The organism is Kitasatospora sp. NPDC101447 (genome assembly GCF_044767225.1).
GTDB lineage: Bacteria > Actinomycetota > Actinomycetes > Streptomycetales > Streptomycetaceae > Kitasatospora.
The window spans coordinates 130,401-154,505 of sequence record NZ_JBIWNL010000013.1 but is presented as its reverse complement, the minus strand read 5'-3'; the positions used below and the strand labels follow the sequence as shown (position 1 = coordinate 154,505).

General features: G+C 72.7%; 18 protein-coding genes and 1 pseudogene. 13 read left to right on the top strand and 6 right to left on the bottom strand.

Going from position 1 to position 24,105, the window contains the following annotated elements; translation table 11 throughout:
• The 3 genes from ACIRST_RS20560 to ACIRST_RS20550 all read right to left on the bottom strand — a co-directional run.
• A partial coding sequence (locus tag ACIRST_RS20560) for an amino acid adenylation domain-containing protein (RefSeq protein WP_402803386.1) occupies positions 1 to 3,334 on the bottom strand: 3,334 nt, incomplete at its 3' end.
• Between the two features lie 92 nt (positions 3,335 to 3,426).
• Positions 3,427 to 3,666, bottom strand: a complete 240-nt coding sequence (locus ACIRST_RS20555; protein WP_350520485.1) for an MbtH family protein — start codon at positions 3,664 to 3,666, stop codon at positions 3,427 to 3,429.
• A 685-nt stretch (positions 3,667 to 4,351) separates the two neighbouring features.
• Positions 4,352 to 4,657: a transposase gene (locus tag ACIRST_RS20550; RefSeq protein WP_402803384.1), complete on the bottom strand. Its 306-nt coding sequence runs from the start codon at positions 4,655 to 4,657 to the stop codon at positions 4,352 to 4,354.
• Between the two features lie 360 nt (positions 4,658 to 5,017).
• Here ACIRST_RS20550 and ACIRST_RS20545 point away from each other — a divergent pair.
• Positions 5,018 to 5,515 (top strand): annotated as a pseudogene (locus tag ACIRST_RS20545) (transposase); the annotation flags it as partial.
• A gap of 318 nt (positions 5,516 to 5,833) precedes the next feature.
• On the opposite strand, the gene ACIRST_RS20540 reads toward ACIRST_RS20545, so the two are convergent.
• Together ACIRST_RS20540 and ACIRST_RS20535 are read right to left on the bottom strand one after the other, a co-directional pair.
• On the bottom strand, positions 5,834 to 6,307 hold the full coding sequence (locus tag ACIRST_RS20540) for a phage tail protein (RefSeq protein ID WP_402803382.1): 474 nt from the start codon (positions 6,305 to 6,307) through the stop codon (positions 5,834 to 5,836).
• A 157-nt stretch (positions 6,308 to 6,464) separates the two neighbouring features.
• Complete coding sequence (locus ACIRST_RS20535; RefSeq protein WP_350520483.1) at positions 6,465 to 6,932, bottom strand: MarR family transcriptional regulator; 468 nt, start codon at positions 6,930 to 6,932, stop codon at positions 6,465 to 6,467.
• A gap of 118 nt (positions 6,933 to 7,050) precedes the next feature.
• Between ACIRST_RS20535 and ACIRST_RS20530 the strand changes: the two genes are divergently transcribed.
• Both ACIRST_RS20530 and ACIRST_RS20525 read left to right on the top strand, forming a co-directional pair.
• Positions 7,051 to 7,443, top strand: a complete 393-nt coding sequence (locus tag ACIRST_RS20530; RefSeq protein WP_402803380.1) for a nuclear transport factor 2 family protein — start codon at positions 7,051 to 7,053, stop codon at positions 7,441 to 7,443.
• A gap of 131 nt (positions 7,444 to 7,574) precedes the next feature.
• Positions 7,575 to 9,527, top strand: a complete 1,953-nt coding sequence (locus tag ACIRST_RS20525) for a hypothetical protein (protein ID WP_402803378.1) — start codon at positions 7,575 to 7,577, stop codon at positions 9,525 to 9,527.
• Positions 9,528 to 9,556: 29 nt separating this feature from the next.
• On the opposite strand, the gene ACIRST_RS20520 is transcribed toward ACIRST_RS20525, so the two are convergent.
• Positions 9,557 to 10,828 carry a GNAT family N-acetyltransferase gene (locus ACIRST_RS20520; protein ID WP_350520480.1) on the bottom strand — a complete coding sequence of 424 codons (1,272 nt, stop codon included), beginning with the start codon at positions 10,826 to 10,828 and terminating at the stop codon, positions 9,557 to 9,559.
• Between the two features lie 516 nt (positions 10,829 to 11,344).
• On the opposite strand from ACIRST_RS20520, the gene ACIRST_RS20515 reads away from it, so the two are divergent.
• The 10 genes from ACIRST_RS20515 (at position 11,345) to ACIRST_RS20470 (ending at position 24,102) form a co-directional block, all read left to right on the top strand.
• Positions 11,345 to 12,589, top strand: coding sequence for an MFS transporter (locus ACIRST_RS20515; protein ID WP_402803376.1), 1,245 nt, complete (start codon positions 11,345 to 11,347; stop codon positions 12,587 to 12,589).
• Positions 12,586 to 14,778: an HAD-IIIC family phosphatase gene (locus ACIRST_RS20510; protein WP_402803374.1), complete on the top strand. Its 2,193-nt coding sequence runs from the start codon at positions 12,586 to 12,588 to the stop codon at positions 14,776 to 14,778. Before ACIRST_RS20515 ends, ACIRST_RS20510 begins: the two co-directional genes overlap by 4 nt.
• Positions 14,779 to 14,954: 176 nt before the next feature.
• Positions 14,955 to 15,953, top strand: a complete 999-nt coding sequence (locus ACIRST_RS20505) for a UDP-glucuronic acid decarboxylase family protein (protein ID WP_402803372.1) — start codon at positions 14,955 to 14,957, stop codon at positions 15,951 to 15,953.
• Positions 15,950 to 17,149: an aldehyde dehydrogenase family protein gene (locus ACIRST_RS20500; RefSeq protein WP_402803370.1), complete on the top strand. Its 1,200-nt coding sequence runs from the start codon at positions 15,950 to 15,952 to the stop codon at positions 17,147 to 17,149. The genes ACIRST_RS20505 and ACIRST_RS20500 overlap by 4 nt, the downstream gene beginning before the upstream one ends.
• Complete coding sequence (locus ACIRST_RS20495) at positions 17,146 to 17,964, top strand: hypothetical protein (protein WP_402803368.1); 819 nt, start codon at positions 17,146 to 17,148, stop codon at positions 17,962 to 17,964. Before ACIRST_RS20500 ends, ACIRST_RS20495 begins: the two co-directional genes overlap by 4 nt.
• Positions 17,957 to 19,723, top strand: a complete 1,767-nt coding sequence (locus ACIRST_RS20490; RefSeq protein ID WP_402803366.1) for a thiamine pyrophosphate-binding protein — start codon at positions 17,957 to 17,959, stop codon at positions 19,721 to 19,723. Before ACIRST_RS20495 ends, ACIRST_RS20490 begins: the two co-directional genes overlap by 8 nt.
• Positions 19,723 to 21,075 (top strand): class I adenylate-forming enzyme family protein, encoded by a 1,353-nt coding sequence (locus ACIRST_RS20485; protein ID WP_402803364.1) that lies wholly within the window; start codon positions 19,723 to 19,725, stop codon positions 21,073 to 21,075. Before ACIRST_RS20490 ends, ACIRST_RS20485 begins: the two co-directional genes overlap by 1 nt.
• Positions 21,072 to 22,316, top strand: coding sequence for a beta-ketoacyl synthase N-terminal-like domain-containing protein (locus tag ACIRST_RS20480; RefSeq protein WP_402803362.1), 1,245 nt, complete (start codon positions 21,072 to 21,074; stop codon positions 22,314 to 22,316). The genes ACIRST_RS20485 and ACIRST_RS20480 overlap by 4 nt, the downstream gene beginning before the upstream one ends.
• The gene (locus ACIRST_RS20475) at positions 22,313 to 23,311 is read left to right on the top strand and encodes a ribonucleotide-diphosphate reductase subunit beta (protein ID WP_402803360.1); all 999 of its coding nucleotides are present in this window, start codon (positions 22,313 to 22,315) and stop codon (positions 23,309 to 23,311) included. Before ACIRST_RS20480 ends, ACIRST_RS20475 begins: the two co-directional genes overlap by 4 nt.
• Positions 23,308 to 24,102 (top strand): glycosyltransferase family 2 protein, encoded by a 795-nt coding sequence (locus tag ACIRST_RS20470; RefSeq protein ID WP_402803358.1) that lies wholly within the window; start codon positions 23,308 to 23,310, stop codon positions 24,100 to 24,102. Before ACIRST_RS20475 ends, ACIRST_RS20470 begins: the two co-directional genes overlap by 4 nt.
• Positions 24,103 to 24,105 lie beyond the last annotated feature (3 nt).

The window sequence follows — 24,105 nt, the reverse complement described above, 5'->3', positions numbered from 1 at the left end:
GCCCGCCCAACTCCAGGAACGCCACATCACGCTCCACCGACGGCACACCCAAAACCTCGGCCCACACCCGCGCCACCACCCGCTCCACCGGCGACACCGCAGCACCCTCGATCCGCGCCGTGAGATCGGCGACAGACGTGGCCTGCAGGAACACCGACAACGGCAGGTCCAGCTCCAACTCCTTACGCAGACGCGCCATCGCCTGCACCGCCAACAACGAATGCCCGCCCAACTCCAGGAACGCCACATCACGCTCCACCGACGGCACACCCAAAACCTCGGCCCACACCCGCGCCACCACCCGCTCCACCGGCGACCCGAGGCCGCCTCCTGTGGCGCCGCTCGCAGCCTCCACGGTCGGGCGCGGCAGCGCGCGGCGGTCCACCTTTCCGCTCAGGGCCAGCGGCAGGGCGTGCATCCCCACGAACAGCTCCGGGACCATGTACTCCGGCAAGTCGGCCCGGAGCTCGGCCCGCAGCTCCTCGGCCGCCGGCACCTCCCCGGCATCCGCCGCCGTGATGTACGCGACGAGCCTGCGCTCGCCGGGTGTGTCCTCACGGAGCAGCACCACGGCCTCGCGAACGGTCGGGAACCGGGTCAGGGCGGCCTCGATCTCCTCCAGCTCGACCCGGTAGCCGCGGATCTTGACCTGGGTGTCGGCCCGCCCGAGGCACTCCAACTCGCCGTCCGGCCGCAGTCGGACGAGGTCCCCGGTCCGGTAGAGCCGCCCGCCGGGCGCGCCGAACGGGTCGGGGATGAACCGCTCCGCCGTGAGGTCCGGCCGGTTCCAGTAGCCGCGCGCGACGCCCGCGCCGCCGACGTACAGCTCGCCTACCACACCGCGAGCGACGGGCATCAAGTGCGCGTCGAGTACGTAGAGTTGCGTGTTGGCGATGGGTCGGCCAATCGGCACGGTGCCGGAGAGGTCGGTGCTCTCGGTCACCTCGTGGACGCAGCAGCCGACGACCGTCTCGGTGGGCCCGTACTCGTTGACCACGCGCAAGCCGGGGGCGCGCCTGCCCCAGGCGGCGACGGTGCTCCCGTGCAGGGACTCGCCGCCGACGACCAGGTAGCCGTCCGCTTCGATCCCGGCCTGCGGCATCGACGTGTCCAGTGCGTCGAGGTGGGCCGGGGTCAGCTTCAGCAGACCGAGGTCGAGCTTGTCGCCGAGGACGCCCGCGAGGGTGTCGAGTTCCTCGCCCTCGGGCACGAGGGTCAGCGAGCGTCCGACGAGGAGCGGGCAGAACAGGGTGGTCACCGAGAGGTCGAACCGCAGCGGCGAGACGAGCACGGAGTCCCCGCCATCAGCCACCCGGTAGGCACCAAGGCTCCAGGCGAGGTAGTTCGCCAGACCGCCGTGCGTGATGACAACGCCCTTGGGGCGGCCGGTCGATCCGGAGGTGTAGATGATGTAGGCAGCATTGTCCGCCTGCGGTCGAGCGCCGCGCTCGGCCTCGGACAGCTCGCCGCCTTCCTCGGTGGGCAGCACGTCCTCCACGGTGAGGACATGCGCGTCCGTCGCCGGGAGCACTCCCGTGTGGCGGTTGCTGCTGAGGACGACCCGCGCGTCCGCGTCGGCCAGCATGTACGCGATGCGTTCGGCCGGGTCCTTGGGGTCGAGGGGCACGTAGGCGCCGCCGGCCTTGAGCACGGCCAGCACGGCGACCACGAGCTCGATGTCACGCTGGAGGAAGAGCGCGACCCGTGTCTCCGGCCCGACGCCCTCGCGGCGCAGCCGGGCGGCGAGACGGTCCGCAAGCCGGTCCAGCTCGGCGAAGGTCAGGGTTCGCTCGCCGGAGACTAGCGCGGTCGCACCCGGCGTGCGGCACACCTGCTGCTCGAAGAGCTCGACGGCGTGGAGGCCGCCGAGTAGCGGGCTCTCCGTGCGGTTCCAGTTGACGACGGTGTCCCGCAGCTCGTCCTCGGACAGCATGGAGGCGTTCCCGATCCTGGTGTCCGGTTCGCCGGTCAAGCTCCCGAGCAGGATGCCGAGGTGGGAGACCGTGCGGAGCACGGTCGTCTCGTCGAAGAGGTCCGTCGCGTACTCGAAGACACCGTGCAGGAAGTCGTCCGCGTCCGGCCAGACCTCCAGGCTGAGGTCGTACTTGGCGGTGCCGTTGTGGTGGTCAACGACCGTGACCCGCAGGTCGCCCAGCTCCTGATCCAGCGCCGGGTCCTCGACCAGGGCGAACAGTACCTGGGCGACGGGCGAGTGGCTCAGGTCCCGGGGCAGGTCCGCCGCCTCCACCACGCGGTCGAAGGGCACCTCGCCGTGTGCGATGGCCTCCTGGGTGAGGTCGCGCACCCGGCCGACCAGCTCGCGGAAGGTCGGGGAGCCGGAGACATCGACCCGCAGAGCAATCGAGTTGGCGAAGAAGCCCACCATGCTCTCGAGTTCGACGCGTGGCCGGTTGGCAACCGGCGTCACCATCGACACCTCGTCCTGGGCCGAGAAGCGCGCCAGCAGCGCAGCGAATCCGGCGGTCAGCACATTGAACGGGGTCGCGCGCTCCGCGCGGGCGATCTCCTTCACCGCCGGCCAGATCTCCGGCGGAAGGGCGAAGCGGTGTCGCTCGCCGCGGAAGCTCTGAACGGCCGGCCGGGCGCGGTCGGCGGGGAGCTCGATGACCGGGACAGCACCGCTCAGCGTCCGGCGCCAGTACTCAAGGCCTGCGGCGAGCTCCTCTGCGCGCTCCGGGCGGGCCTCCCAGCCGACGTAGTCGGCGTACTGCAGCGTCAGGGGGGTGAGGGCCGCCTCGGCGCCCTGGGCGGCGGCCGTGTAGAACCCGAGCAGTTCGTCGACCAGCAGGCCCATCGACCAGCCGTCGCAGACACTGTGATGGATGGTGAGGACGAGCACGTGGTCGTCGGGGGCGCAGTGGAGCACGGTCGCGCGCGAGAGCGGTCCGGACTGAAGGGAGAACGGCCTGGCCGCCTCTGCCTCCACGGCCGCCCGGATCCCGGCCTCGGAGCCGTCGGCCAGCGTCACCGGCTCGAGGTCCACCACGATGTCCGGGAGGATCCGCTGCACAGGGTTGTCGGAGCCGTCCGCGGCGGGCGGGAAGACCGTCCGCAGCGACTCGTGACGGAGGAACAGCTGATGGACCGCCTGCGCGAGCACGTCGAGCCGTAGTGGGCCTGCGAAGCGGAGCGCCACCGACACATTGAAGAGAGCACTTCCGGGGCTCACCTGGTCCATGAACCAGAGGCGCCGCTGCGCTGAGGAGAGCGGCAGCTCGGCCGTGCGCGGGACGGGGAGAATGGAGTCGTCGGCCGGCTTGGGACGACGCCCGCCGAGCCGCTTCTCCAGGAGGGCCCGCTTCTCCGGGGACATCTGGTCCAGCCGCGACTGTGAAACGAGCCGCTTTCGGATCGCGCTCCGCGGCCCAGAACCTGACTGGCCGTTCGCCTTTTGCTCGGCAGTCATCAGCCCTGCTCCTCGCCCTGGCGCGGAACCGCCTCGGCCATGTGGGCGACAAGACTCAGCGGCCGCATGTCAGTCCAGTTCGCGTTGACGTAGTCAAGGCACGACGAGCGATCCGCCGCCCCGTGCACGACAGTCCAGCCGGCTGGCAGCCGCCCGAACTCCGGCCAGAGCGAATGTTGCCCCTCGTCATTCGACACAACGAAGAAGCGACCATGGGGATCGTCGAACGGGCTAGACATGAAACCTCACTATTCGCATACATCTCATTTAGGTCGCCAACCATTCCGACTATTTTTACAAGGCAGGCAGAATAGTCGCCACTAAAAACAAATCGAAATCCAGCCCGCAGAGTCGGCTTGACAAAGGGATTCCACGCAACCCAGAACACAGAGTGGCGCCACCCGGGAGAGATCTCCTGGGTGAATCGGCAGCAGGCATCATCCGACCAGAAGCCGAACAGTCACGTCAGCGAGCAAACCGACAGCCGAACGCAGAGAACTGATGAAACCCTGGCTATCGACAGAGACCCTCTGACGCCTACGAGACGTCAGGGAAAAGTTACATCCCGGGCATATCCGACACCGGAAAGACTACTCAAACCCGCACCCTCAAAAAGGGCCACTTTCCCCACCCCCGAACGTTCATGCGCATACGCATGTACGCAAACAAAGCGCCTAATATGGCGCACGTCACCCCAGACGCCCTCACCGGAGAATCTCCGGCGAGTTTGACACCTGGCGTTACGCCCCCTTAACAAACGATCATGATAGTAGCCAGCCGTCGAAGGACATGTCAATGGCCAACTTCCCAGCTGAGAGAGGGGGCTACCAGCAGTGCGGGCGCCAACAAGTCATCCGCCCGATTCATGGCCTTGATCACTGTTCTCCGGCTATGTCCGCCAGCCGCTCCGGGGTCTTCACACGCTCAGAGCATCGGCGGCATGACGATGTGTCGTGCGAAACGCCTGGCCCACCTCGGTGGCGAGCATGTAGCGCTCCGCCGGCGAACACCGGCCACGGATACTGACCTTGGCGCTTCAAGGCGATTGCGGTCGAGCGCGGCGAGTCGCTCCAGAGCGACGCTGGCGAGGTTCGCCAGGCTGCGCTTGACGCGGGCCCATAGGTACTCGACCGCGTTCAGCTCGGGCGCGTATGCGGGCAGGATGAACACCGTCAGCCAGTCCCGCGCGTTGATCAGATCGCGCATGGCATGGGAGACGTGGGTGTTCAACCGGTCCCAGATCGCGGGGTTGGTGCCCGGCTACGGCAGGCCGAGACCGACGCGGCTCTGGGTCCGCCACACTGCAATCGGCTCATCGGCATGGGCCTCTGGCCTCGATGCCGACAGCCGGACGGTCAGCACGCCAAGCCCGACGACTCGCCAGAAAAAGTCGGCAAGAGGTCAGCATTGATCCGATTGAACTCTGGCACACATGCCCGAACACGAGACTCGACAAGCCCTCCCCAGCCCAGCGGACCCTGAGCTCCGGGTGCAACACAGACGGCGGACCGGCCACCTCCGCCTGGCGGCCGCCCACCCCACACCACCGTCTACGGCTACTTCAAGGAGTGGGAACGCGACGGCACCACCGAACGGATCCATGACACGCTCCGTGACCAGCTACGGACCAAGAAGGGCCGCCGGATCCTGCCGACAGCGGCGATCATCGACGCCCAGTCGGTGAAGGCTTCGCCCAACGCCCCGGCCGCAAGTCAGGGCTTCGACGGCGGCAAGCAGGTCCTGGACGCCCTCGCCGCCCAGTGGCCCACGGTGACCAAGGCTTGGGTGGACGCCGACTACAACAACGCCGTCGTCAGACACGGCGCCGCACGCGCCATCGACGTCGAGGTCGTGGCCCGGGACAAGGAGCAGAAGGGCTTCGTCGTCCAACCGGTCCGCTGGCGCGTGGAGCAGACCTTCGGGATCATGTCCCGGTACCGGCAGCTCCACCGCGACTACGAGGAACTGCCGAACCGGTCACACTCGATGATTCAGTGGGCCATGGTGAACTCCATGACCAGCCGCCTGACCGCCAGCCCGGACAGAACCGGGCAATACCTCCGCCCGAAACCGTCCGCGGCAGCGTAAAACGGTATCGAACACCCTCTCACCGGATGGGCTGATGAAGTTCCACCACAACTCGCTCAAGCTGTGCGCCTCGGAACTGACTCACCGGACGCGTGATCGAGCTGCCCGGTCTCTTCCTCAGGTACGCGAGACTCCGCAGGACCGCTGGAGCGACGTCTGCGCGACCTGCACTCGGCCAGCCTCAGTCCAACGGCCGCCTGTGGACGGTGACCGGCGCTCACCCTGATGAACGCCTCGGTCAAACTCGCCTGACCGAACCCGCCAGAGCCCACCGACCCATTCCTCGCCGTTCCTGTCGCCCCAGGCCCATCCGACGCCCTACAGGCTGCCGTATTCGTTCTTGATGACGAAGAACGATCCGCGGATGGTGCCGGCCAGCTTGGACTTCTGCCGTGCGAACTTGAACCGCGACGCGAGCTCCTCCGGGACCTCCATCCCGTCCGAGAGCTTGAACCCGACCGCCCGCTTCCCGCCGTCGTCGACGGTGTACATCACGTTGATCGACAGGCCGCTCTCGTAGAAGACGTAGGCCATGCGGATGTTCTCCACCTGGAAGGCCGTGGCCTCCAGGGGCCGGGACGAGATGACGATCTCGCGTTCCTCCCGGAGGATCCTATGCACCCAGTCGACGACCTCGGCGGCGTCGGCCGCGGGCTCCACCGTGAAGACGTGGTCGTACTTGTTCTTGAAGTAGCGGGCCTCGTTGGCCCGCAGACCGGCGAGCGCGTCCGCGACGGGCGACGACTCCAGGCCGACGGTCGACACGGTTTCGAAGTCCACGGCGTAGGTCACGGCGGATCCTTTCTCGGTGACGCCGACGGCGGACGACCGGCGGGCAGACGACAGAGGACAGAGGGCAGACGGCGGAGGGCTGCGGGCACCTCGGGCCGCCGGATGCCGGTGATCCTATGCGGCGCCGGCGGAAGACCGGCGGAACCGGAATCGCCGGTCAGTCGTGGTCCCCGGCGAAGGGCCCCTCGTCGACGAAGCGGCGCAGCAGGCGGGCGAAGGTCCGGGCGTCGTCCTGCGGCCAGTCGGCGAGGGCGTCCTCGATGCCGGCGGCGAGCCGCTGCCTCGTCGCCTCGATGACGGCGCGGCCGTCGTCGGTGAGGTCGAGCAGGGTGACGCGGCCGTCGGCCGGGTCGGGCCGGCGCCGGAGCAGGCCGGCCTGTTCCAGGCGGTCGGCGCGGCGGGTGACGGTGGTGCGGTCGAGTCCGATCTCGCGGCCGAGGTCGGCGGCGCTGCACGCGCCGGTGCGGGCCAGACCGCTGAGGACGGGGTAGGTGAGGTCGTCGATCGCCTCCCCCAGCCCCTCGGTCAGGTGGGTGTGGAGGCGGGCGCGGGTGCTGCGCCGCAGGAGCAGCCCGAGGGCGTCGGCGATGTCGTGTCCGGTCGAGTGCGAGGGCGAGTGCTTCACCCCACCAGATTAGCGTGCGCCGAGCACGCTTTTCCGCTACAGTCATAAGCGTGCTTCAGGCACGCATCTTCGTTCGATCCGCAGCGGGACGCCCCCGCACCCAACCGAAGGAATCCCCGTGACCCACACCGACGTCCGCGCCGCCCTCACCGACCTCCTCCTCACCCCCGGCCTCGACCTCGACGAAGCCGCCGACCGCCACTTCGCCCCCGACTACCGCCAGCGCACCGACGGCGAATGGGCCGACCGCGCCGAGTTCCTCGACCACATCGCCCACCTGCGCACCGTCGTCGCCGACGGCTCCGTCGAGGTCCACGACGAACTCACCGCCGGCAACCTCTACGCCGACCGCCACACCATGACCGTCGTCAAGACCGACGGAACCACCGTCCGCATGGAGGTCTACCTCTTCGGCGAGTTCGCCCCCGACGGCCGCTTCCGCCGCATAGAGGAGACCACCCTCATGCTCGAAGGCACCGACGGCGACCGAAACCTCGGCAGCGCCCGCTGAACCACCCCGACAACGGCCGGGCACCACGCCCGGTGCCCGGCCCGGCAACACGCCGGACGGTTCCGGTGTGAAGCCATGGCCCCCCGCCCGTGCGACAGTTGCGCTCGTTCCCGCGCCGAGGGAGAGCGATCGTGCCCGTCGTCCGAACCGCCGTCCTGCTCGCCATGTTCCCGGCCGGACAGCCGATCAACGTGCCGGGTGACGCCCCCTGGTACGTCTCCTACCTCTTCAGCCCGACGCACGGGCAGGCGGCGTACTGGCTCAAGCAGACCGACAACGACATGCTGCTCGACGGAGAGGTCTTCGACTGGGCCGTCTTCGAGGATCCGGCGCCCGATCTGTCCAGCCGGACGAGGACGGTCGACATGGTGATCCGGGCCATGGAGGACGACCGGAACATCGACTTCTCGTCCTTCGACGTGGTCGTCGTGGTGCTGGGCGTCCGGAACGGCTACCCGACCGACGGCGGGTCGACCCGGGCCACCTCCCGGCACCGCGAGCACCACGGGATCGTGACCCGTCAGGGCGACCGGTTCGACTTCCTGGCACACGAGTTGGGCCACGCCCTGGGCCTGTCCCACTCGTTCGGCGACCCGGCGTTCAAGGACCCCGGGGAGGACTACGGGGGCTACGCGCACCCGTACTGCATCATGAGCGCGATGGCCTACGGCAACATCGGCGGCCCCTACTTCCCGGCCGCCCCGCGCGACGGCCGACCCGAGTACTCGGCGCTCGGCCCGAGCCTGAACGCGACGACGGCGCTGGGCCGCGGCTGGATCCAGGCCGACACCTACAACCTGGCCGCGGCCTCCGGCCCCGCCGAGTTCACCCTGCGCAGCAGGCACTGGCTCGGCAGGGTCCCCCGGACGGCGCCGCAGGCGGTGGAGGTGCTGGCGGCCGACGGGACGAACTACGTCATCGAGTACCGGGAGGACGCCGACTGGGACCGGGGCCAGGGGTCGCCCGCCCTGATCGTCGCCCGGGGCCGCGGCAGCAGCGGCGACACGCACTACCCCGGCACCTTCGCGACGACCTACCTGGGGCTGCGTCGGCTGCCGGTCGCCTTCGGGTCCTGGGGCAGCGTCTTCAACGGCCCGGGTTTCGGGATGGAGGTGGTCGGCCGGTCCCCCGAGGACCACACGGTGACGATCCGGCTGCGCCCGGGGAGGGTCGGCCCGGTGCCGATCGGGTTCACCAACCGCACGGACACCGTGGGCGAGGAGGTGCGCAGCACGGGCGCGACCACCTGGGGGCCGGGCCAGAAGCTGTGCGTCGAGGGCACCTGGGAGTACCGCGAGCTGGCGCGGCGGCAGCAGGCCGTCCTCGAAGCGACCTACCCGCCCGGCGGCGTACCCGTGACGGTGACCTGGACCGTTGACGGCGTGCCGCTCACGGGAGCGTCCGGGCAGCACACCTTCACCGAGGTGGTGGAGGTGGCGAACCCCCGGCTCGACCTGCAGACGGCCGCGCGCAAGGTCGTCGTGTCCTACGCGATCGAGCCCATCGCCGCCGGGTCGCGCCTGCGCCTGACCAACCGGCCGGACGACGAGACGTACCAGCTGGACGTCGCGGCGACGGTGTCGACGTCGTTCGGCGCGGCGGACGACCGGACGTGGATCGAGTTCAGCGGCCACGAGTACCGCTACTCCCAGGACCTCTACGACAAGCGCGACGCCTGCATCCGGAACTTCGTGGACATCGGGCAGCGGTTCGCCAAGTCCAAGGTCCTGCTGCCGCCGGACCTGTGGCAGCACCTCGGGGACGAACGTGCCGAACGGGCACGGCAGTTGACCGACGTCCTCGGCTACCAGCACACCGTCGGCGACGCGGTGGCCTACCGGCTGGCGGCGGACGAGCTCGGCGCGCTCGTCCACGACGAGGGCGTCGCCCTGACCGTCGCCCCGCTGGACGACGTGGCCGAGGTGAGGATCCCGGACGGGCCGATCGCCCCGCCCGGCCAGGCGCCGCCCTGGGCCGCCGGGCCGTTCACGTCCACGTTCACGTCCACGTCCACGTCCATGCCCACGTCCACTCGGGCCCACCCCACGCGGACCCACTCCGACGGTCCCGAGCCGCAGGACTGACCCGGCTCCGCCCGGCCCCCGGCCGGGGGTCACAGACGGGCGTGGGTGCCGATGTCGGTGTGGAAGTCCTCGATCATGGCGGCCGTGACCGTCGGGCGGCTGGCGCCGATCGCGGCGAGGTGGTCGGCGGTGGTCGCCCCCGGGACGGCGTCGTCACGCTCGAAGGCGGTCTGGGCCGCCAGGCGTGCGGCGTGTTCGATGTCGGCGGGAGAGAAGCGCTCGCTCGCGGCCACCAGGGCGGGGATGTCCACGTCGAGGCGGTCGGTGTCGAGGGCGTGGTGCGACCAGATCGCGGCGCGGGCGTCCGGGTCGGGGGTGCCGATCGGGATGACGTAGTCGAACCGGCCGGTGCGCAGGAACGCCGGGTCGAGCGAGCGCACGGAGTTGGTCGCGCAGACCAGCAGCCGGCCGTCCCGCTCGCGGAAGCCGGGGATCAGCTTGAGCAGTTCGTTGGTCACCCCGTGCATCGCGCCGGCCGAACCGGCCCCGCCGCGTACGGGGGCGATCTCCTCCACCTCGTCGATGAAGACCAGCACCCGCTCCAGCTCGCCGATCCGGGCGAACGCGCTGCGCAGCGCGGCGGCGAGGTTGCCCTCGTCGGCGAGGCGGGAGGGCAGCAGCTCGACGAACGGCCAGCCGAGGCGGGAGGCGATGGCGCGGGCGAAGGTCGTCTTGCCGGTGCCGGGCGGCCCGAAGAGGGTGATCGCGCGCGGCGGCCGGACGCCGTGCCGGGCCGCGCGCTCGGGCTGCGCGAGCGGCAGGACGACCCGCCGCTCGATCAGTTCCTTCTCTGCGGTCATCCCGGCCACCCGGTCCCACAGGTCGCCGCTCAGCACGCGCCCGCCGAGTTCGTCCAGGGTGCCGGCAGCGGGCCCCGCGGCGGGCTCGGTCTTCTCGAAGTACGCGGCGGCGGGCCGCCGTTCGTACCCGGCGTTGCGCAGCCCCTCGCCGAGCAGTTCCTCCTCCGGCAGTACGTAGGCGATCCGCCGCACACGGGCCTCGACCAGCCGGCGCTCCAGTTCCCGCAGCAGCGCGCTGGCCAGGCCGCGCCCGCGCCAGGCCGGGGCGATCGCCACGCGCATCACCCAGGCCCGCTCGCCCGCCGCCGCGACCTGCGCGAGCGCCGCCCCGATCGGCGCGCCGTCGTGCACCGCGACGACCGCGGGCTGGCGCGCGGTGAGCGCGGCGATGCACTCGGCGAGCGAGAACACGGACTCCTGCCCGAGCCCGGCGGTGCTGTCGATCAGATGGACGACGGCGGCCAGGTCGTCCTCGCGGTAGTCGTGGATCAGCCAGTTCACGTGGATCGCTCCTGAGGTCGCCGGTCGTGCGGATGGCGGTGAACCTAGGCGCGCCGGGGCGGGCCCGGCACGCGCCGTTCAGGACAACGGGGCGTGGACGAACCGTACGCGACAGCGACTTGCCCCCGAGCGCGGCGGACCTCGCCCCCGAGCCCGCTGGACCCCGCCACCGGGCCGTTCGCGCCCGACGACACGGCTTCGTCCGATTCTGACGACATGTCAGCCCTGCCGCTGCGGGACGGAGATGTCCGCAGCGCAGGGCGAACCCGGCTGGAGTGGATCATTGCTGAGCTCACGTCAGGCCGTCAAGCGATCCGATGGCGGCAGCGGGTCGCAGCTTCGGTTTTCGTCGTTCCGGCCCATCTGTACTGCCGATCTCGTCAGTTGAGGGCCCGTCGAAGTCGATCTCGGAGATCCATACCCGGAAAGTTCTTGACTGAAATTTCAGATAGGGACATGCTCGCCACCATCGCAATGGGCCGAGACGAAGGCAGGGGTTCGATGAACGGCGGCGCTGTGTCCGCACAACCACGGTCGCGGGGCCTCGCGGCACTCGTCGGCAGCCTGTTCCTGGTCGACCTGGGCGCCGCGATGTGCACCATCGCACTGCCGTTGCTCCTGGTCCAGGACTACGGCTTCTCCGTGGCGGTGGGCCTGACACTGGCGCTCCAGGTGGTGCCGAGCGTCCTGTTCGGGCCCATCGCGGGCAGCATGATCGACCGGTTCGAACCGCGGCGGCTCGCCGTCGTGAGCGCGGTGGGCTCCGCCGTCCTGGTCGCCGTCATCCCGTTCGCCGACGCGCTCTGGCAGTTGCAGGTGCTGGGCGTCGCCGTCGGCATCGCCACGATGATCGAGGGCCCGGTCCGGCTGGTGCTGCGGTCGTCGGTGATCGAGGAGGGCGACGAACTGCGCGGGAACGGCCTGATCGTGACCGCAGAACGGGTCCCCTCCGTCCTGGGCCCGCTGCTGGTCGCCCTGGCCTTCGCCCTCGGCGAGGTCCGCGTCGTGTTCCTCGCCGCCGCCCTCCTCGGCCTGCTGGCCGGAGCCCTCATGTACGCCGTGCCCGGCCCCGCCGCGCAACCGGACGCGGCGGCGGACCGCGACGCCGCAGCGGAGGGCGACCCGGCGCGCCCCACCGGCTGGCGCGCCCTCGCCCGCGAGGCGTACGTCGACAACACCCGGAGCCTGCTGCGCACCATCGGCAAGGACCGCTTCATGCGCGGCCTCACCCTCACCGCCTTCACCTACGTCTGCGCGGTGTCGGTCGGCCGGTTCGCCCTGATCCAGCTCGGCGCGGTGGAGTTCCACGACGTTCCCGGCTTCTACGGCTACCTCGCCGGGGCGATGGCGCTCGGCGGCGTCGTCGGCGGGCTGGTCGCGGGGCGCCTGACCCGGTTCCGCAACGGCTCCCTCTACGTCGCCGGGAACGTCCTCGAAGCCGTCGCCTGGGTCGCGGTGGCCGCCACCGGCTCCACGGTCCTGGCCCTGCTGATGATGTGCGCGGCCGGCGTGCTGGAGTCGATCGCGACGACGGTGTTCTTCGCCGAGGCGCAGACCAGGGTGCCCGAGGAGGTCGCCGGCTACTACTACGCGGCGCTGATCCCGCTCACCGAGGCCTTCGGGTTCGCCGGGGCCGGGCTGGGCGCGACGGTCGCCGCCTGGTCCGGGTCCGCCGCGGCGGTCTGCGCCGCGGCCCTCATCGCCGTCCCGGTGCTGCTCACCGCGCGCTGGTACCGGATCCCCGCGGGGGCGGCCCTGTGAACAGGCTCAGCAACTACGCGACCTTCAGCCGCTTCGCCGGGCTCACGGTCGTCTCCCACGCGGTCAGCGCCGCCCGGATCTCGCTGCCGGGGCCGGTCGCGGAGCGGCTGCACGCCTTCGCGGGCCGGGAGTTCACCGACGACGAGTTCGTCCGGGCCGGCGATCCCGGCAGCGGCACCGCGTCCGTCCGGGCCGGCGAGCCCGGCAACGGCGACGCGTGCGTCCGGGCCGGCGAGCCCGGCAACGGCGACGCGTGCGTCCGGGCCGGCGAGCCCCGCGGCGGCGCCGAGTTCGGCCGGGACGACGAGCGCGCCGGGCTGCTGCGGCTGCTGCGCTCCCGCCACCTGGTCGTGGACGCGGACGAGGACGAGCGTGGCCGCTGGGAGCTCTTCCTCCGGGACGGCCTCCCCGAGGCGGGCCCGTACGACCGGTCGACGTTCTGGAGCGCACGGCCGCTCGACGCGCCGACGCTGGCCCGGCTGGGGCGCACGGACTCCGGGGCCGTCCGCCCCGTGCGGGTCGTCGGCCTCGGCGGCTGCGTGCTCGACTTCGCGCGCGACGAGCTCCTCCACGAGGGATACGCCCGCGGCCTCGACATCTCCTTCGAGACGGTCTGGCCGGACAGCACGGCCCGGCTGCGCAGCGTGGAAGCCGATCTGGTGATCCTGCAGTTGGGGATCTTCCCGCACCTCACCCGGCTGTGGGACGCCGCGCCGGCCCAGGATCCGGCCCAGCGCCGGGTCGCGCTCACCCGGATCAAGAAGCTGTTCACCCGCTGGGTGACCGCCCTGACCGAGAGCCTTCCCGACTCGGGCCTCGCCGTCGTGCACAACGTCGCGCCGTCGGCGCTGTCCCCGTACGGCAGGTTCGAGCACGCGGTCGACCTCAACACCCGCGAGGTGCTGGCCGAGCTCAACGGCCATGTGGACGAGCTGCTGCGGGCCGACCCTCGGCTGCTGCTCCTGGACGAGGAACGGCTCGTCGCCCGGCACGGCGCGCTGACGCTGTTCGACGACCACCTGGTGCCGTTCGGGCACCACGGCGGGGACCAGGACCCGCGCATCGAGATCGCCAACCAACGCCCGGCGCTGGGAAGGGTGTTGGCGGCCGAGTACCTGGACCTGTACGAGGCGGCGACCCGGCAGGGCGAGATCAAGTGCGTGGTGACCGACCTGGACGGCACGCTGTGGCCCGGGATCGCGGCCGACGACGGCTTCGGCTGGACGGACTCCGACTCGACGAGCAGCTGGGTCCACTTCGGACTGCACCAGACGCTGCGGCTGCTCAAGTCGCGGGGGCTGCTGCTGGCGACGTGCAGCAAGGGCACCGAGCGGTACACCCTCGACGCGTGGCGGGCCGCGGAGCACCCGATGTTGCTCGGCCCGGACGACTTCGTCACGCACCGCATCAACTGGAGCCGCAAGTCGGCGAACGTCGCCGACATCGCGGCGGAGCTCGGGTTCGCCCCCGGTGCGCTGCTGTTCCTGGACGACAATCCGGTGGAGCGCTGGGAGGTGGCCCGCGCCCTGCCGGACGTCCGGATCCTCGACGGCGAGCCGCACACCTTCCGCCGGCAGCTCCTCGACTCGCCGCTGCTGGACCGTCCCCCGGCCGGCGCGGAGGCGCGGAACCGGTCGGAGACCACCCGGGCGATGCTCGCCCGCGGGAGCGTCGAGGCCGCCGACCCGGTCGAGTTCATCCGGGAGCTCGACGTGGAGGTCGAGGTGCGGGAGGCGGTCGCGGCCGACCTGCCCAGGCTGGCCGAGCTGTTCAACCGCACCAACCAGTACACGACGACGGCCTGGCGGCCGGGTGCGCGGGAGCTGGAGGCACTGCTCGGCGGCCCGGACGGCGCGCTGTTCGTCTGCCGGGTGCGGGACCGCTTCGCCGACTACGGGCTGACCGGTGTGCTGGCCCTCACCGGTGACGACGTCACCTGCCTGGCGGTGAGCTGCCGGGTCATCGGGCTCGACATCGGGCCGGTGTTCCTGGCCGCCGCCCTGCACCGCTCGGGCCGCGCGCGCCCCGGGGTCGGCGGCCGGTTCGTCCCGACCGGGCGGAACGCGGCGGCCGGTGACGTCTTCCTGCGCGCGGGTCTGCGCCCGGGGCCCGACGGGCGGTTCGCCCTGGTCGAGGAGGGCGACCTGGTGGGGACGGACGCCTTCCCGCACCGGCTCGTCCGTCCGTAGGCCGCGCACGGCGGCCGCCGCGACACCGTCCCGCCGACACCCACGGCAACACGCGCGGCCCCACGCGCCCACACGGCAACACACGCAACACGTGCAACAGCACGCACAGCAAACACCGCAACGGCCAGGTCCGGTGCCGCCGAGGCACACGGGCCGGACTGGAGACAAGGAGGATCATGCGTACACGTATCGTCGTGCTCGGCGGTGCCGGTTTCCTCGGTTCCCACCTGTGTGACCGCCTGGTCGGTGACCGGCACGAGGTGGTCTGCGTCGACAACCTCTCCACCGGCTCCCCGGCCAACGTCGAACACCTGGTGGGAGCCCCGAACTTCACCTTCGTCGAGGCCGACGTCGCACACCCGCTGCAGATCTCCGGCCGGGTCGACGCCGTCCTGCACCTCGCCTCGCCCGCGTCCCCCGCCGACTACCTGCGGCTCCCGCTGGAGACGCTGCGGGCGGGATCGCTCGGCACCTTCCACGGCCTGGAGCTGGCCGTGCGGAAGGACGCCCGGTTCGTCCTCGCGTCGACCTCGGAGGTGTACGGGGACCCGGCGGAGCATCCGCAGCCGGAGTCCTACTGGGGGAACGTCAACCCCGTCGGCCCCCGGTCGTGTTACGACGAGGCGAAACGTTTCGCCGAGGCCGCCACCACCGCGTACCGGCGGGCACTCGGGGGCGACACCTGCATCGTGCGGATCTTCAACACCTACGGCCCCCGGATGCGCCCCGGCGACGGCCGGGCGATCCCCAACTTCATCCACCAGGCGCTGCGCGGCGAGCCGCTCACCGTCGCGGGGGACGGCCGGCAGACCCGCTCGTTCTGCTACGTCGACGACCTGGTCGACGGACTCGTCCGGGCCGTGCACGGCACCGCCACCGGGCCGGTCAACCTCGGCAACCCCGTCGAGACCACGATCCTCGAACTCGCCGAGCTCGTCCGCCGGATCACCGGGACGGCCTCGGGGATCACGTTCGTCCCCCGGCCCCAGGACGACCCGTACATCCGGCGGCCGGACATCTCCCGGGCCCGGGCGGAACTCGGCTGGCAGCCCGGGGTGGACCTCGGAACAGGACTGGCCGCGACGGTCTCCTGGGTCGAGCAGTCCCTGGCCCGGGCCGTTCCGGCCGGGGTGCCCGACCGGCCGACGACACCTCGGGGAGGGGAACTCCGTTGACCGCGACCACCGCGACCACCGCGACCACCGTGGCCCGCACGGCCGACGTCGCCGCATTCACCCACGCCTTCCTCGGCGCCCGCCACGAACTGGCGGACGTGCTGACGGACCTCGCGGTCCGGCAGAGCGCCGAGGACGAGATCTTCCGATCGGTGCGGGCGCTGTCCGGCGCCGCGTGGGAACTCCAGCAGTACGCGCCCCGCCGGCTGAACCGGCTGGCGACGTTCCTGCCGTCCAACAACGTCCTCTACTCCTACGTCCTCTTCGGGATCATCCCGTCCCTCTACACCGACGAGGTGCTCATCCGGCCCTCGGCCCGGACCGGCGACACCGCCGCGGCCGTTCACGAGATCCTGCGCCCCCACCTCGCGCGGCTCGCCGGCCGGGTCGAGCTCACCGGGGCCTCCCAGCGGGCCTTCACCGGCGAATGCGCCCGGTCGGACCTGGTGGTCTTCACCGGGCAGCCGGACAACGCCGAGGCGGTGGGCTCCGCCCTGGGCCCCGGCACGACCCTGCTCGCCTTCGGCTCGGGCCCCAACCCGATCGTCCTCGGCCCGCGGGCCGACCTCGATCGCGGCTGCCGCGCGGTGCTGGAGGCCAGGACGTACAACTCCGGGCAGGACTGCCTCGCCCCCGACCTGGTCTTCGTGCACCGGTCGGTCGCCCGGGAGGCGGCGGACCGGCTCGGCACCGCCCTGGCCGAACTGCCGGTCGGCGACCGCCGGGACCCGGAGGTGGTCGTCGCCCCCCTCGTGTACCCCGACGCCGTCGCCGGAGCCGCGGAGTTCCTCGACGCCCACCGGGAACACGTGCTGCGCGGCGGCCGCGTCGACCCCGCCACGGGCGCCGTCGAGCCGACGCTGCTGCGCCTGCCCTGGCAGGAGGCCTTCCACCCGCCCGAGCTGTTCTCCCCGGTCCTGGTGCTCATGGAGTACGACCGCGCCGAACAGGTCGAGGCCTGGCTGAACTCGCCCGCCGAGCTGGCCCGCGGCATGTACGTCTCCGTCTTCGGGGAGCCGGGGCTGCGCGGGGAGCGCATCGGGACCTCGGTGACCTGCCACGAGCGGACGACCTTCGACATCGAGGACGGGAACCAGCCGTTCGGCGGGTACGGCCGGCAGGCCAACAGCGTCCGGCGCGGGGGCCGCATCGAGACGAGGCCGCTCCTGGTGTCCGCGGAAACGGGCCGGCGATGAACCTCCGCGCGACCTCCCTGCACACCGCCGCTCCCGGCCACGCCTGCGCGACCGGCCCGTTCGAGGTGCCCGCGGCCGTCCGGCTCGGCATCGTCGACCCGGCCGCCGCCCGGACCCTGGCCTGCGCGTTGACCCGCGCGTTCGACGGCACGGCTGACAGCGCGGTGCCCGTCATCGTGGCCCTGACCGAGTACGCCCGGGCCTCGGCCGACCGCTTCACCGGCCGGCACGACGACCCCGGGCACCGGATGCGGCCCTCCGACTCCACCGGGCTCGAACCCTCGGGAGTGCTCCAGCCGTTCCTGACGGCCTCCGGCTGGCAGGGCCGCTGCCACCTCGTCACCAGCCGGGACGACGCCGCCGGGCAGGCACTGCGCTGGGCGACCGCCCTGGTCGGAGCGGGTCGGGCGCCCTCGGTCGTCGTCTGCGACCTGCCCCGGGACGAGCACGGGGCCTACTGGGCGGTCGCGGTCCGGCTGTGGGGCGGCGCAGCGGCGCCCCCCGCGGCACCGACCGACCGGGCGACCTCCCGGGCGCCGGACCCCTGCGCACCGGACTCCGGGGCGCCGGACCTCTGGGCCGCGGACCCCTGGGCCGCGGACCCCTGGACATCCGACCCCTGGACACCGAACCCCTGGGCGGCGGACTCCTGCACGCCGGACGCGATACCCCCGGACAGCGCCCTGACGACGTTCGCCACCGCAGCCGGTGCCCCGGCGGCGCTCGGCGCCGTCCCCCACCGAACGACCCGAACCACCCCAACCACCCGGACCACCCGAACCACCCTCACGACGAAGGAGGCCGGTCATGGCTGACCGCAGCCAGTGGGACGCGGTCGCCGCCGTCCTGGCCGACGCGGGCTGCGCCCTGGTGACGGGACTGCCGTCCGACGAACCCGGCCTGCTGGACGCCGCCGGGCGCCGGCCGGGGCTGACCGCCCTGCCGGTGCGGGACCAGCGGGTCGCCGCCTGCGCCGCGATCGGCCATGCGACGGTCTCCGGCCGTCCGGCCGTCGTCGCCGTGGACTCGGGGCCGAGCTTCAGCAACGCGCTCACCGGGCTGCTCGAAGCCTCCTCCCTGTGCTGTCCGGTCGTGGTGGTGACGACGCGGATCCCGGTCGCCGGGCTCGGCCGGGGCGGGTTCCAGCAGCTCGACCAGGCCGCCATGGCGGGCCCGCTGGTCAAGTGGTCGGTACTCGTGGAGAGCCCGGAGCAGCTGCGCTGGGCGTTGCGGCGGGCGGTCCACCTGTCGGTCAACGGGACGCCGGGCGTCGTCCTGGTGGAGATCGCCGCCGAGGTGCTCGCCGCGGAGCCGGTGGACGACGCGCCGACCGGCGAGCCCGTCGCCCGGGTGCGTTCGGTCGCCGACGACGCGTCGCTGGAGCGGGCCGCGGCGCTGCTGAGCGCGGCGACCGCCCCGGTGGTGGTCGCCGGCGGCGGGGCGAAGGGGGCGGGCGCGCCGCTGCGCGCGCTGGCGGAGCGGCTGGGCGCCCCCGTGTTCACCACGGCGTCCGGCCGGGGGGTGATCGACGAGGAGCACCCGCTGGCCCGCGGGCTCGTCGGGCTCTACGCCGGCCCGTCGGCGCAGCGGATCCTGGACGCCGCGGACGTGGTGCTGCTGGTCGGCTCCCGCTTGGAGGAGACGGCCAGGACGGGCTGGACCCGCCTGGACGACAAGCGGTTCGTCCACGTGGACTGCGAGTCAGCGGTCTTCTCGACCGTCGTCGAACCGGCGGTGCCGCTGCTCGGCGACGCCGCCCTCACGCTCGGGCGGCTCGGTGAACTCGTCGCGGCGGCGGCGGCGGGGCCGGTGGCCGTGGCCGAGCCGACCGTCCCCCGGTCCGCCGAACCCCCGACGGACGAACCCCCGACGGACGAGCCGCAGCGCCTCACCGCGCGGCACGCGTTCGGCGCCCTCACCGAGGTCTTCGGACGTGATCTGACGCTGGTGCAGGAGAACGGCCTGCACGACATCTGGGGCTACCAGTACCCGGTCCTGACGGTCAGCGACCGCACCACCCTGGTCGTGCCCGGCGAGCAGACCATGGTCGGCTTCGGCCTCGGCGCGGCCCTCGGGGCGGCGGTGGCCCGGCCTGAGCGGCCGACCGTCCTGGTCTGCGGCGACGGCGCCTTCGAGATGAGCCTGGCCGCGCTGCCGACGATCGCCGAGAACGGCTGCGGCCTCACCGTGCTCGTGTTCGACAACCGGGGGTTCGGCTGGCCGCGCTACCTGCGCGACCTCGAAGGCGCCTCCACCGAGGTCACCCGGTTCCCGGCGCCCTCCCACGCCACCGCGGCGGTGGCCGCACTCGGCGGGTGGACGGCTCGGCCGACGACGCCGGCCGAACTGGTCGCCGCCCTCGACGAGGCCCGCCGGCTCAACGTCGACGGACGGATGGCCCTGCTGACGATCGGGGTCGACGACAGCGACGTGCCCACCGCCGTACGCCGGATCTTCGACCCGGCCCCCGACTCGACACTCGACTCGACACTCGACTCGGCCTCCGGCTCGGCACTCGGCTCGGCCTCCGCTTCGACCCCCGTCCTGGTCCCCGACTCCCCGGAGCGGCCGTGATGACCTTCTTCCCGCTGACCGTGGACGGCGCCGACGTCCCGCGCGCCCACCTGGTGGAACTCACCGACCGGCTGACGGCGGAGCTTTCGGGCCACGGCGTGGGCGCCGGGCGGGCGGTGATGCCCGCGACGGGTGATCCTGTGACGACCGTGGCCACCATGCTGGCGGCCGACCGCCTGGACGCCCCGGTGCTGCTGGGCGGCCACGCCGCGACGGACGCGGAGCCGGCCTGGGCGGTGGTGGACGCGACGGCGCGGGTGCGCGCCGCGCACGACCGCCCCGGCGGCCCGCTGCCCGAGCGCACCGCCGCGGTGCTGTGGACGTCCGGCACCTCCGGCCGCCCCAAGGCCGTCGCCCTGTCGCGGCAGGCGCTGGCGTACCAGGGCGACGCGACCGCGGCCCACCTCGGGATCTCGGCCCGGGACCGGCTCCTTCTGCCGCTGCCGTTGCACCACTCCTACGCCTACAGCGTGCTGCAGGTGTGCCGGAGCACCGGCGCCCACCTGTACGTCGAGAGCGGGTTCCAGGTGCGCCGGATCATCCGGCGGATCAGGGACGCCCGCATCACCTCGATGGACGGCGTGCCGTCCATGTACCGCGCCCTCGCGGCCGACGCGGGCTCCCACCCGGAGACCCGGGCGGCCCTGGCGGGCCTGCGGATCCGCGGCTGCGGCGGCGACGTGCTCGCCCCCGGTCTGCACGAGCGGTTCGTCGGCCGTACCGGGGTCGGGCTGCACGACGGCTACGGGCTCACCGAGGCCGGCCCGAACGTGGCGATCAACGTGCCCGGCCGGATCCGGCCCGGTTCGGTCGGCAGCCTCCTCGACGGGACGAGGGCGCGGGTGCACGGCCCGGACCGCGAGGTCCAGGTCAACAGCCCCAGCCTGATGACCGGTTACGTGGACCCGGCCACCGGTGCGCTGCTCCCGGCGCCGTTCACCGAGGACGGCTGGCTCCCCACGGGGGACACCGGAGCCGTGTCGCCGGACGGCCACCTCACCATCACCGGCCGGATCAAGGAGGTCCTCATCGTGCACGGCGAGACGGTCGCACCCGCGATCCTCGAAGACGTCATCCGCACCGTCCCCGGCGTCGCCGAGGCCGTCGTGCTCGGCCGGCCCGGGCGGGCACGCGGGGACGAGATCCACGCGTTCGTCCAGCCCGCCGACGGCGCCGCGGACCGGGCGGCGCTCCGGGCGCGGGTGCTGGCCGCCTGCCGCGGCGCGCTGCCGCCGCAACTGCGGCCCCGGGCCGTCCACCTGGCGGCCGAACTCCCGCGCACCGCCTCGGGGAAGGTGGAACGGCGCGGGCTGCGCGCCCTGTACGCGGACGTGCTGGGAGCCGGGTCGTGACCGGGGTCGCCCTCACCGGGCTGGGACTCGTCACCCCGTTCGGGGTGGGGCCGGGCGCCTTCCGGGCGGGGCTCCTCGCCGGGGCGTCCGCGATCGGCCCGCTGACCCGCTTCGCCGATCCGGCCCGGGCCGGCGACCCGCGCGAGCGCGTCGCCGCGCAGATCGACGGGTCGGTGTGCGGCGCGCCCGTCGGGGGGCTCAAGAGCCGGCTGACCGAGACGGTCGTCGCCCAGGCGCTGCGCCGGGCCCGGCTGCCCCGGCTCCCGGACGGCGCGCTCACCGTGATCGCCGGGCAGACCCCGGTCAGCGCCTCCCCCACCGCCTTCGCCCGGGACTTCGAGAGCCCGCGGCCCGGCGCGGCGACCGGCCCGGTGGTGCAGGTGCCGCACGCCTGCGCCTCCTCCGCGTTCGGCCTAGCGCTCGCCCGGGACTGGCTGCTGTCGGGCGGCGCCGACGTCGCCCTGGTGGTCGGGGTGGTCACGCTCAACCCGTACGACTTCTCCAGCATGGATCTGGTCCGGGCGCAGAGCGGGCGCGGCGCGGCGCCGTTCGACGTGCGCCGGGACGGCATGACCCTGGGCGAGGGCGGCGGGGCGGTGGTCCTGGAGACCTTCGCGCACGCCCGGGCCAGGGGGATCGACCCCGGGATCGCGCTGACCGGCGCGGCCTGCCTGATCAGCGGCGGGAGCGTGGCCGACTCGCAGGCGGAGGCCATCGGCGCGTGCGTCGCCGAGTCGCTCGACCAGGCCGGGACGACGGAGGTGGACTACGTCCACGCCCATGCCACCGGGACTCCGCAGGGCGACGCCGCGGAGCTCGCCGCGCTCGACGCCACCGCGGCCCGCCTGGGCTGGTCCGGCGTGCCGGTCGGCTCGCACAAGGGCGCGATCGGGCACCTGCTGCACGCCTCGACCATGCCCGCCGTCGCGGCGGCGGTGGGCTTCCTGCGGACCGGGATCGCCCCCGGCACACCGGGGCTGACCGAGCCCATCGCCGCCGAGCGGATGCACGTGGCGGTCGATCCGGTGCGCACCGGCCGGGCGCGGCACGTGCTGGTCGACGGCTTCGGGTTCTACGGCAACTACGCCTCCCTGGTGGTCAGCAGGGTGCCCGGCGGCCCGGCGCCCGACGGCAGGGTTCCCGGCGGCCCGGCGCCCGACGGCAGGGTGCCCGCCGGACCGGAGCCCGGTGCGCGGCACGACCCCGCGGGGGACGAATCGAGAGAGGCGGAGTGGTCATGACCCGTTGGAGTCCGATGCTGCTCGACGAGGCCGAGCTGCGCACGATGCCGGACCTGCCGCTGCCCGCGGTGCTCGGGCATGCCGACTCGGTGATCGACACCCGCCCGAGCAGCCGCGCCCTGTACCGGAGTTGGGAGCGCCAGCACTGGGCCGCCGACGAGATCGCGCTGGAGCGGGACGCGGCGAACTGGTCGCGGCTGCCCGACCCCGTCCGGCAGCGGGTGCACAAGCTGATCGTCAACTTCCTGATCGGGGAGTACACCGGCCTGGAACTCCTCGGGCCGATCCTGACCGGCTGCCCCGACGAGGACTCCCTGGTGTACGTCGGTACCCAGCTCGCCGACGAGTCCCGGCACACCCACCTCGTCCGGCGGATCGCCGTCGACGTGCTCGGCATGCCCGCCGACCTGGAGGCGGCCCTCCCCGAGGGATGGAGTCAACTCTCACCAGCTCAAAGGGAGTTGAGCACGCTGGAGGCCGAGCTGATCGGCCGGATCGCCCGGCCGATGCCCGGCTACGAGGACTGGCTGCGCGCCGTCACCGTCTTCCACCTGGTGACCGAGGGCATTCTCGCCCTGCACGCGCAGCGGACGCTCGTGGGCTCGCTGCGGGCGGGCGGCACGCTCCCGGGGATCCGGGCGGGCTTCGTCGCGATGACCCGCGACGAGTCCCGCCACGTGGCCTTCGGGATGCAGGCCCTGCGGGAGGGCCTGAGCCGCGGCCACGAGGAGGCGATCACCGACGTCCTCGTCACCGCGATGCCGCTCGCCGTCTGCGTCGAGGCCGAGGAGCCGATGCCGGCCGAGCAGCGCGCGCAGGTCGTCGCGGTCGCGGAACTCCTGCGTGCCGAGGCGGTCCTGCGGATGCGCCAGATCGGCATGAGCCGGGCCGCCGTGGCCCGGGTGCTCCGGGCCACCGACCGGGCGATCTCCCTCCTGCGCGCACCCGGCCCGCAGGCGACCACCCCCCACCCGATGCGAAGGACCGCACCATGACCCTCCCCGAAGTCTCCGTCGTCACGCTGACCCGCGACCGTCCCGATGCCCTGCTGCGGGCCGTGCGCTCCGTCGCCGCCCAGACCGGGGTCGCGGTCGAGCAGATCGTGGTCGGGGACGACGCCGACCACCTGCGCGACCCCGACCACCTGGCGCAGCTGCGGGCAGTGCTGCCCGGCATCGTGATCGAGAACGTCGCCAGGCCCGCCGCGCCCGAGTACCGCTCCGCCCGGCTCGGACGGCTGCGCAACCGCGGGATCGCCCTGGCCACCGGGGAGTTCGTGGGCCAGCTCGACGACGACAACACCTTCGCGCCCGACCACCTGAGCAGCCTGGTCCGGGCGTTGACGGACAACCCGCACGTCGAGGTGGCGCACAGCTGGCGGCTGCTGGTCGACCCGGCGGGGCAGCCCTACGTCCCGGACGGCGAGGACCCCTGGCACCCGGACCCCGACCCGGAGCGGCGCGCGCTCAGCTACCGCTACCTGTGCGAGCACGGCGTCTTCACGCCCGGCTCGAACGTCGTCCGGGACAGGTTCGCCTCCGGCGGGACGGTACTGGCCCGGATCGACACCAGCGAGTACCTCGTGCGCCGCCGCTTCCACGCCGGGACGGGCTTCCCCGAGACCTTCTCGCCGGCCCGCCAGAAGCTGGAGTGGACGGAGGACTTCGTCTTCGCGCTGCAGCTCGCGCGCGCCGGCGTCGAGGTGGTCTGCACCGAACGCGCGACCGTGAACTACACGATGGGCGGCTTCTCCAACAGCCACGCCCTCCAGAGCGACGCCGGTTAGGGG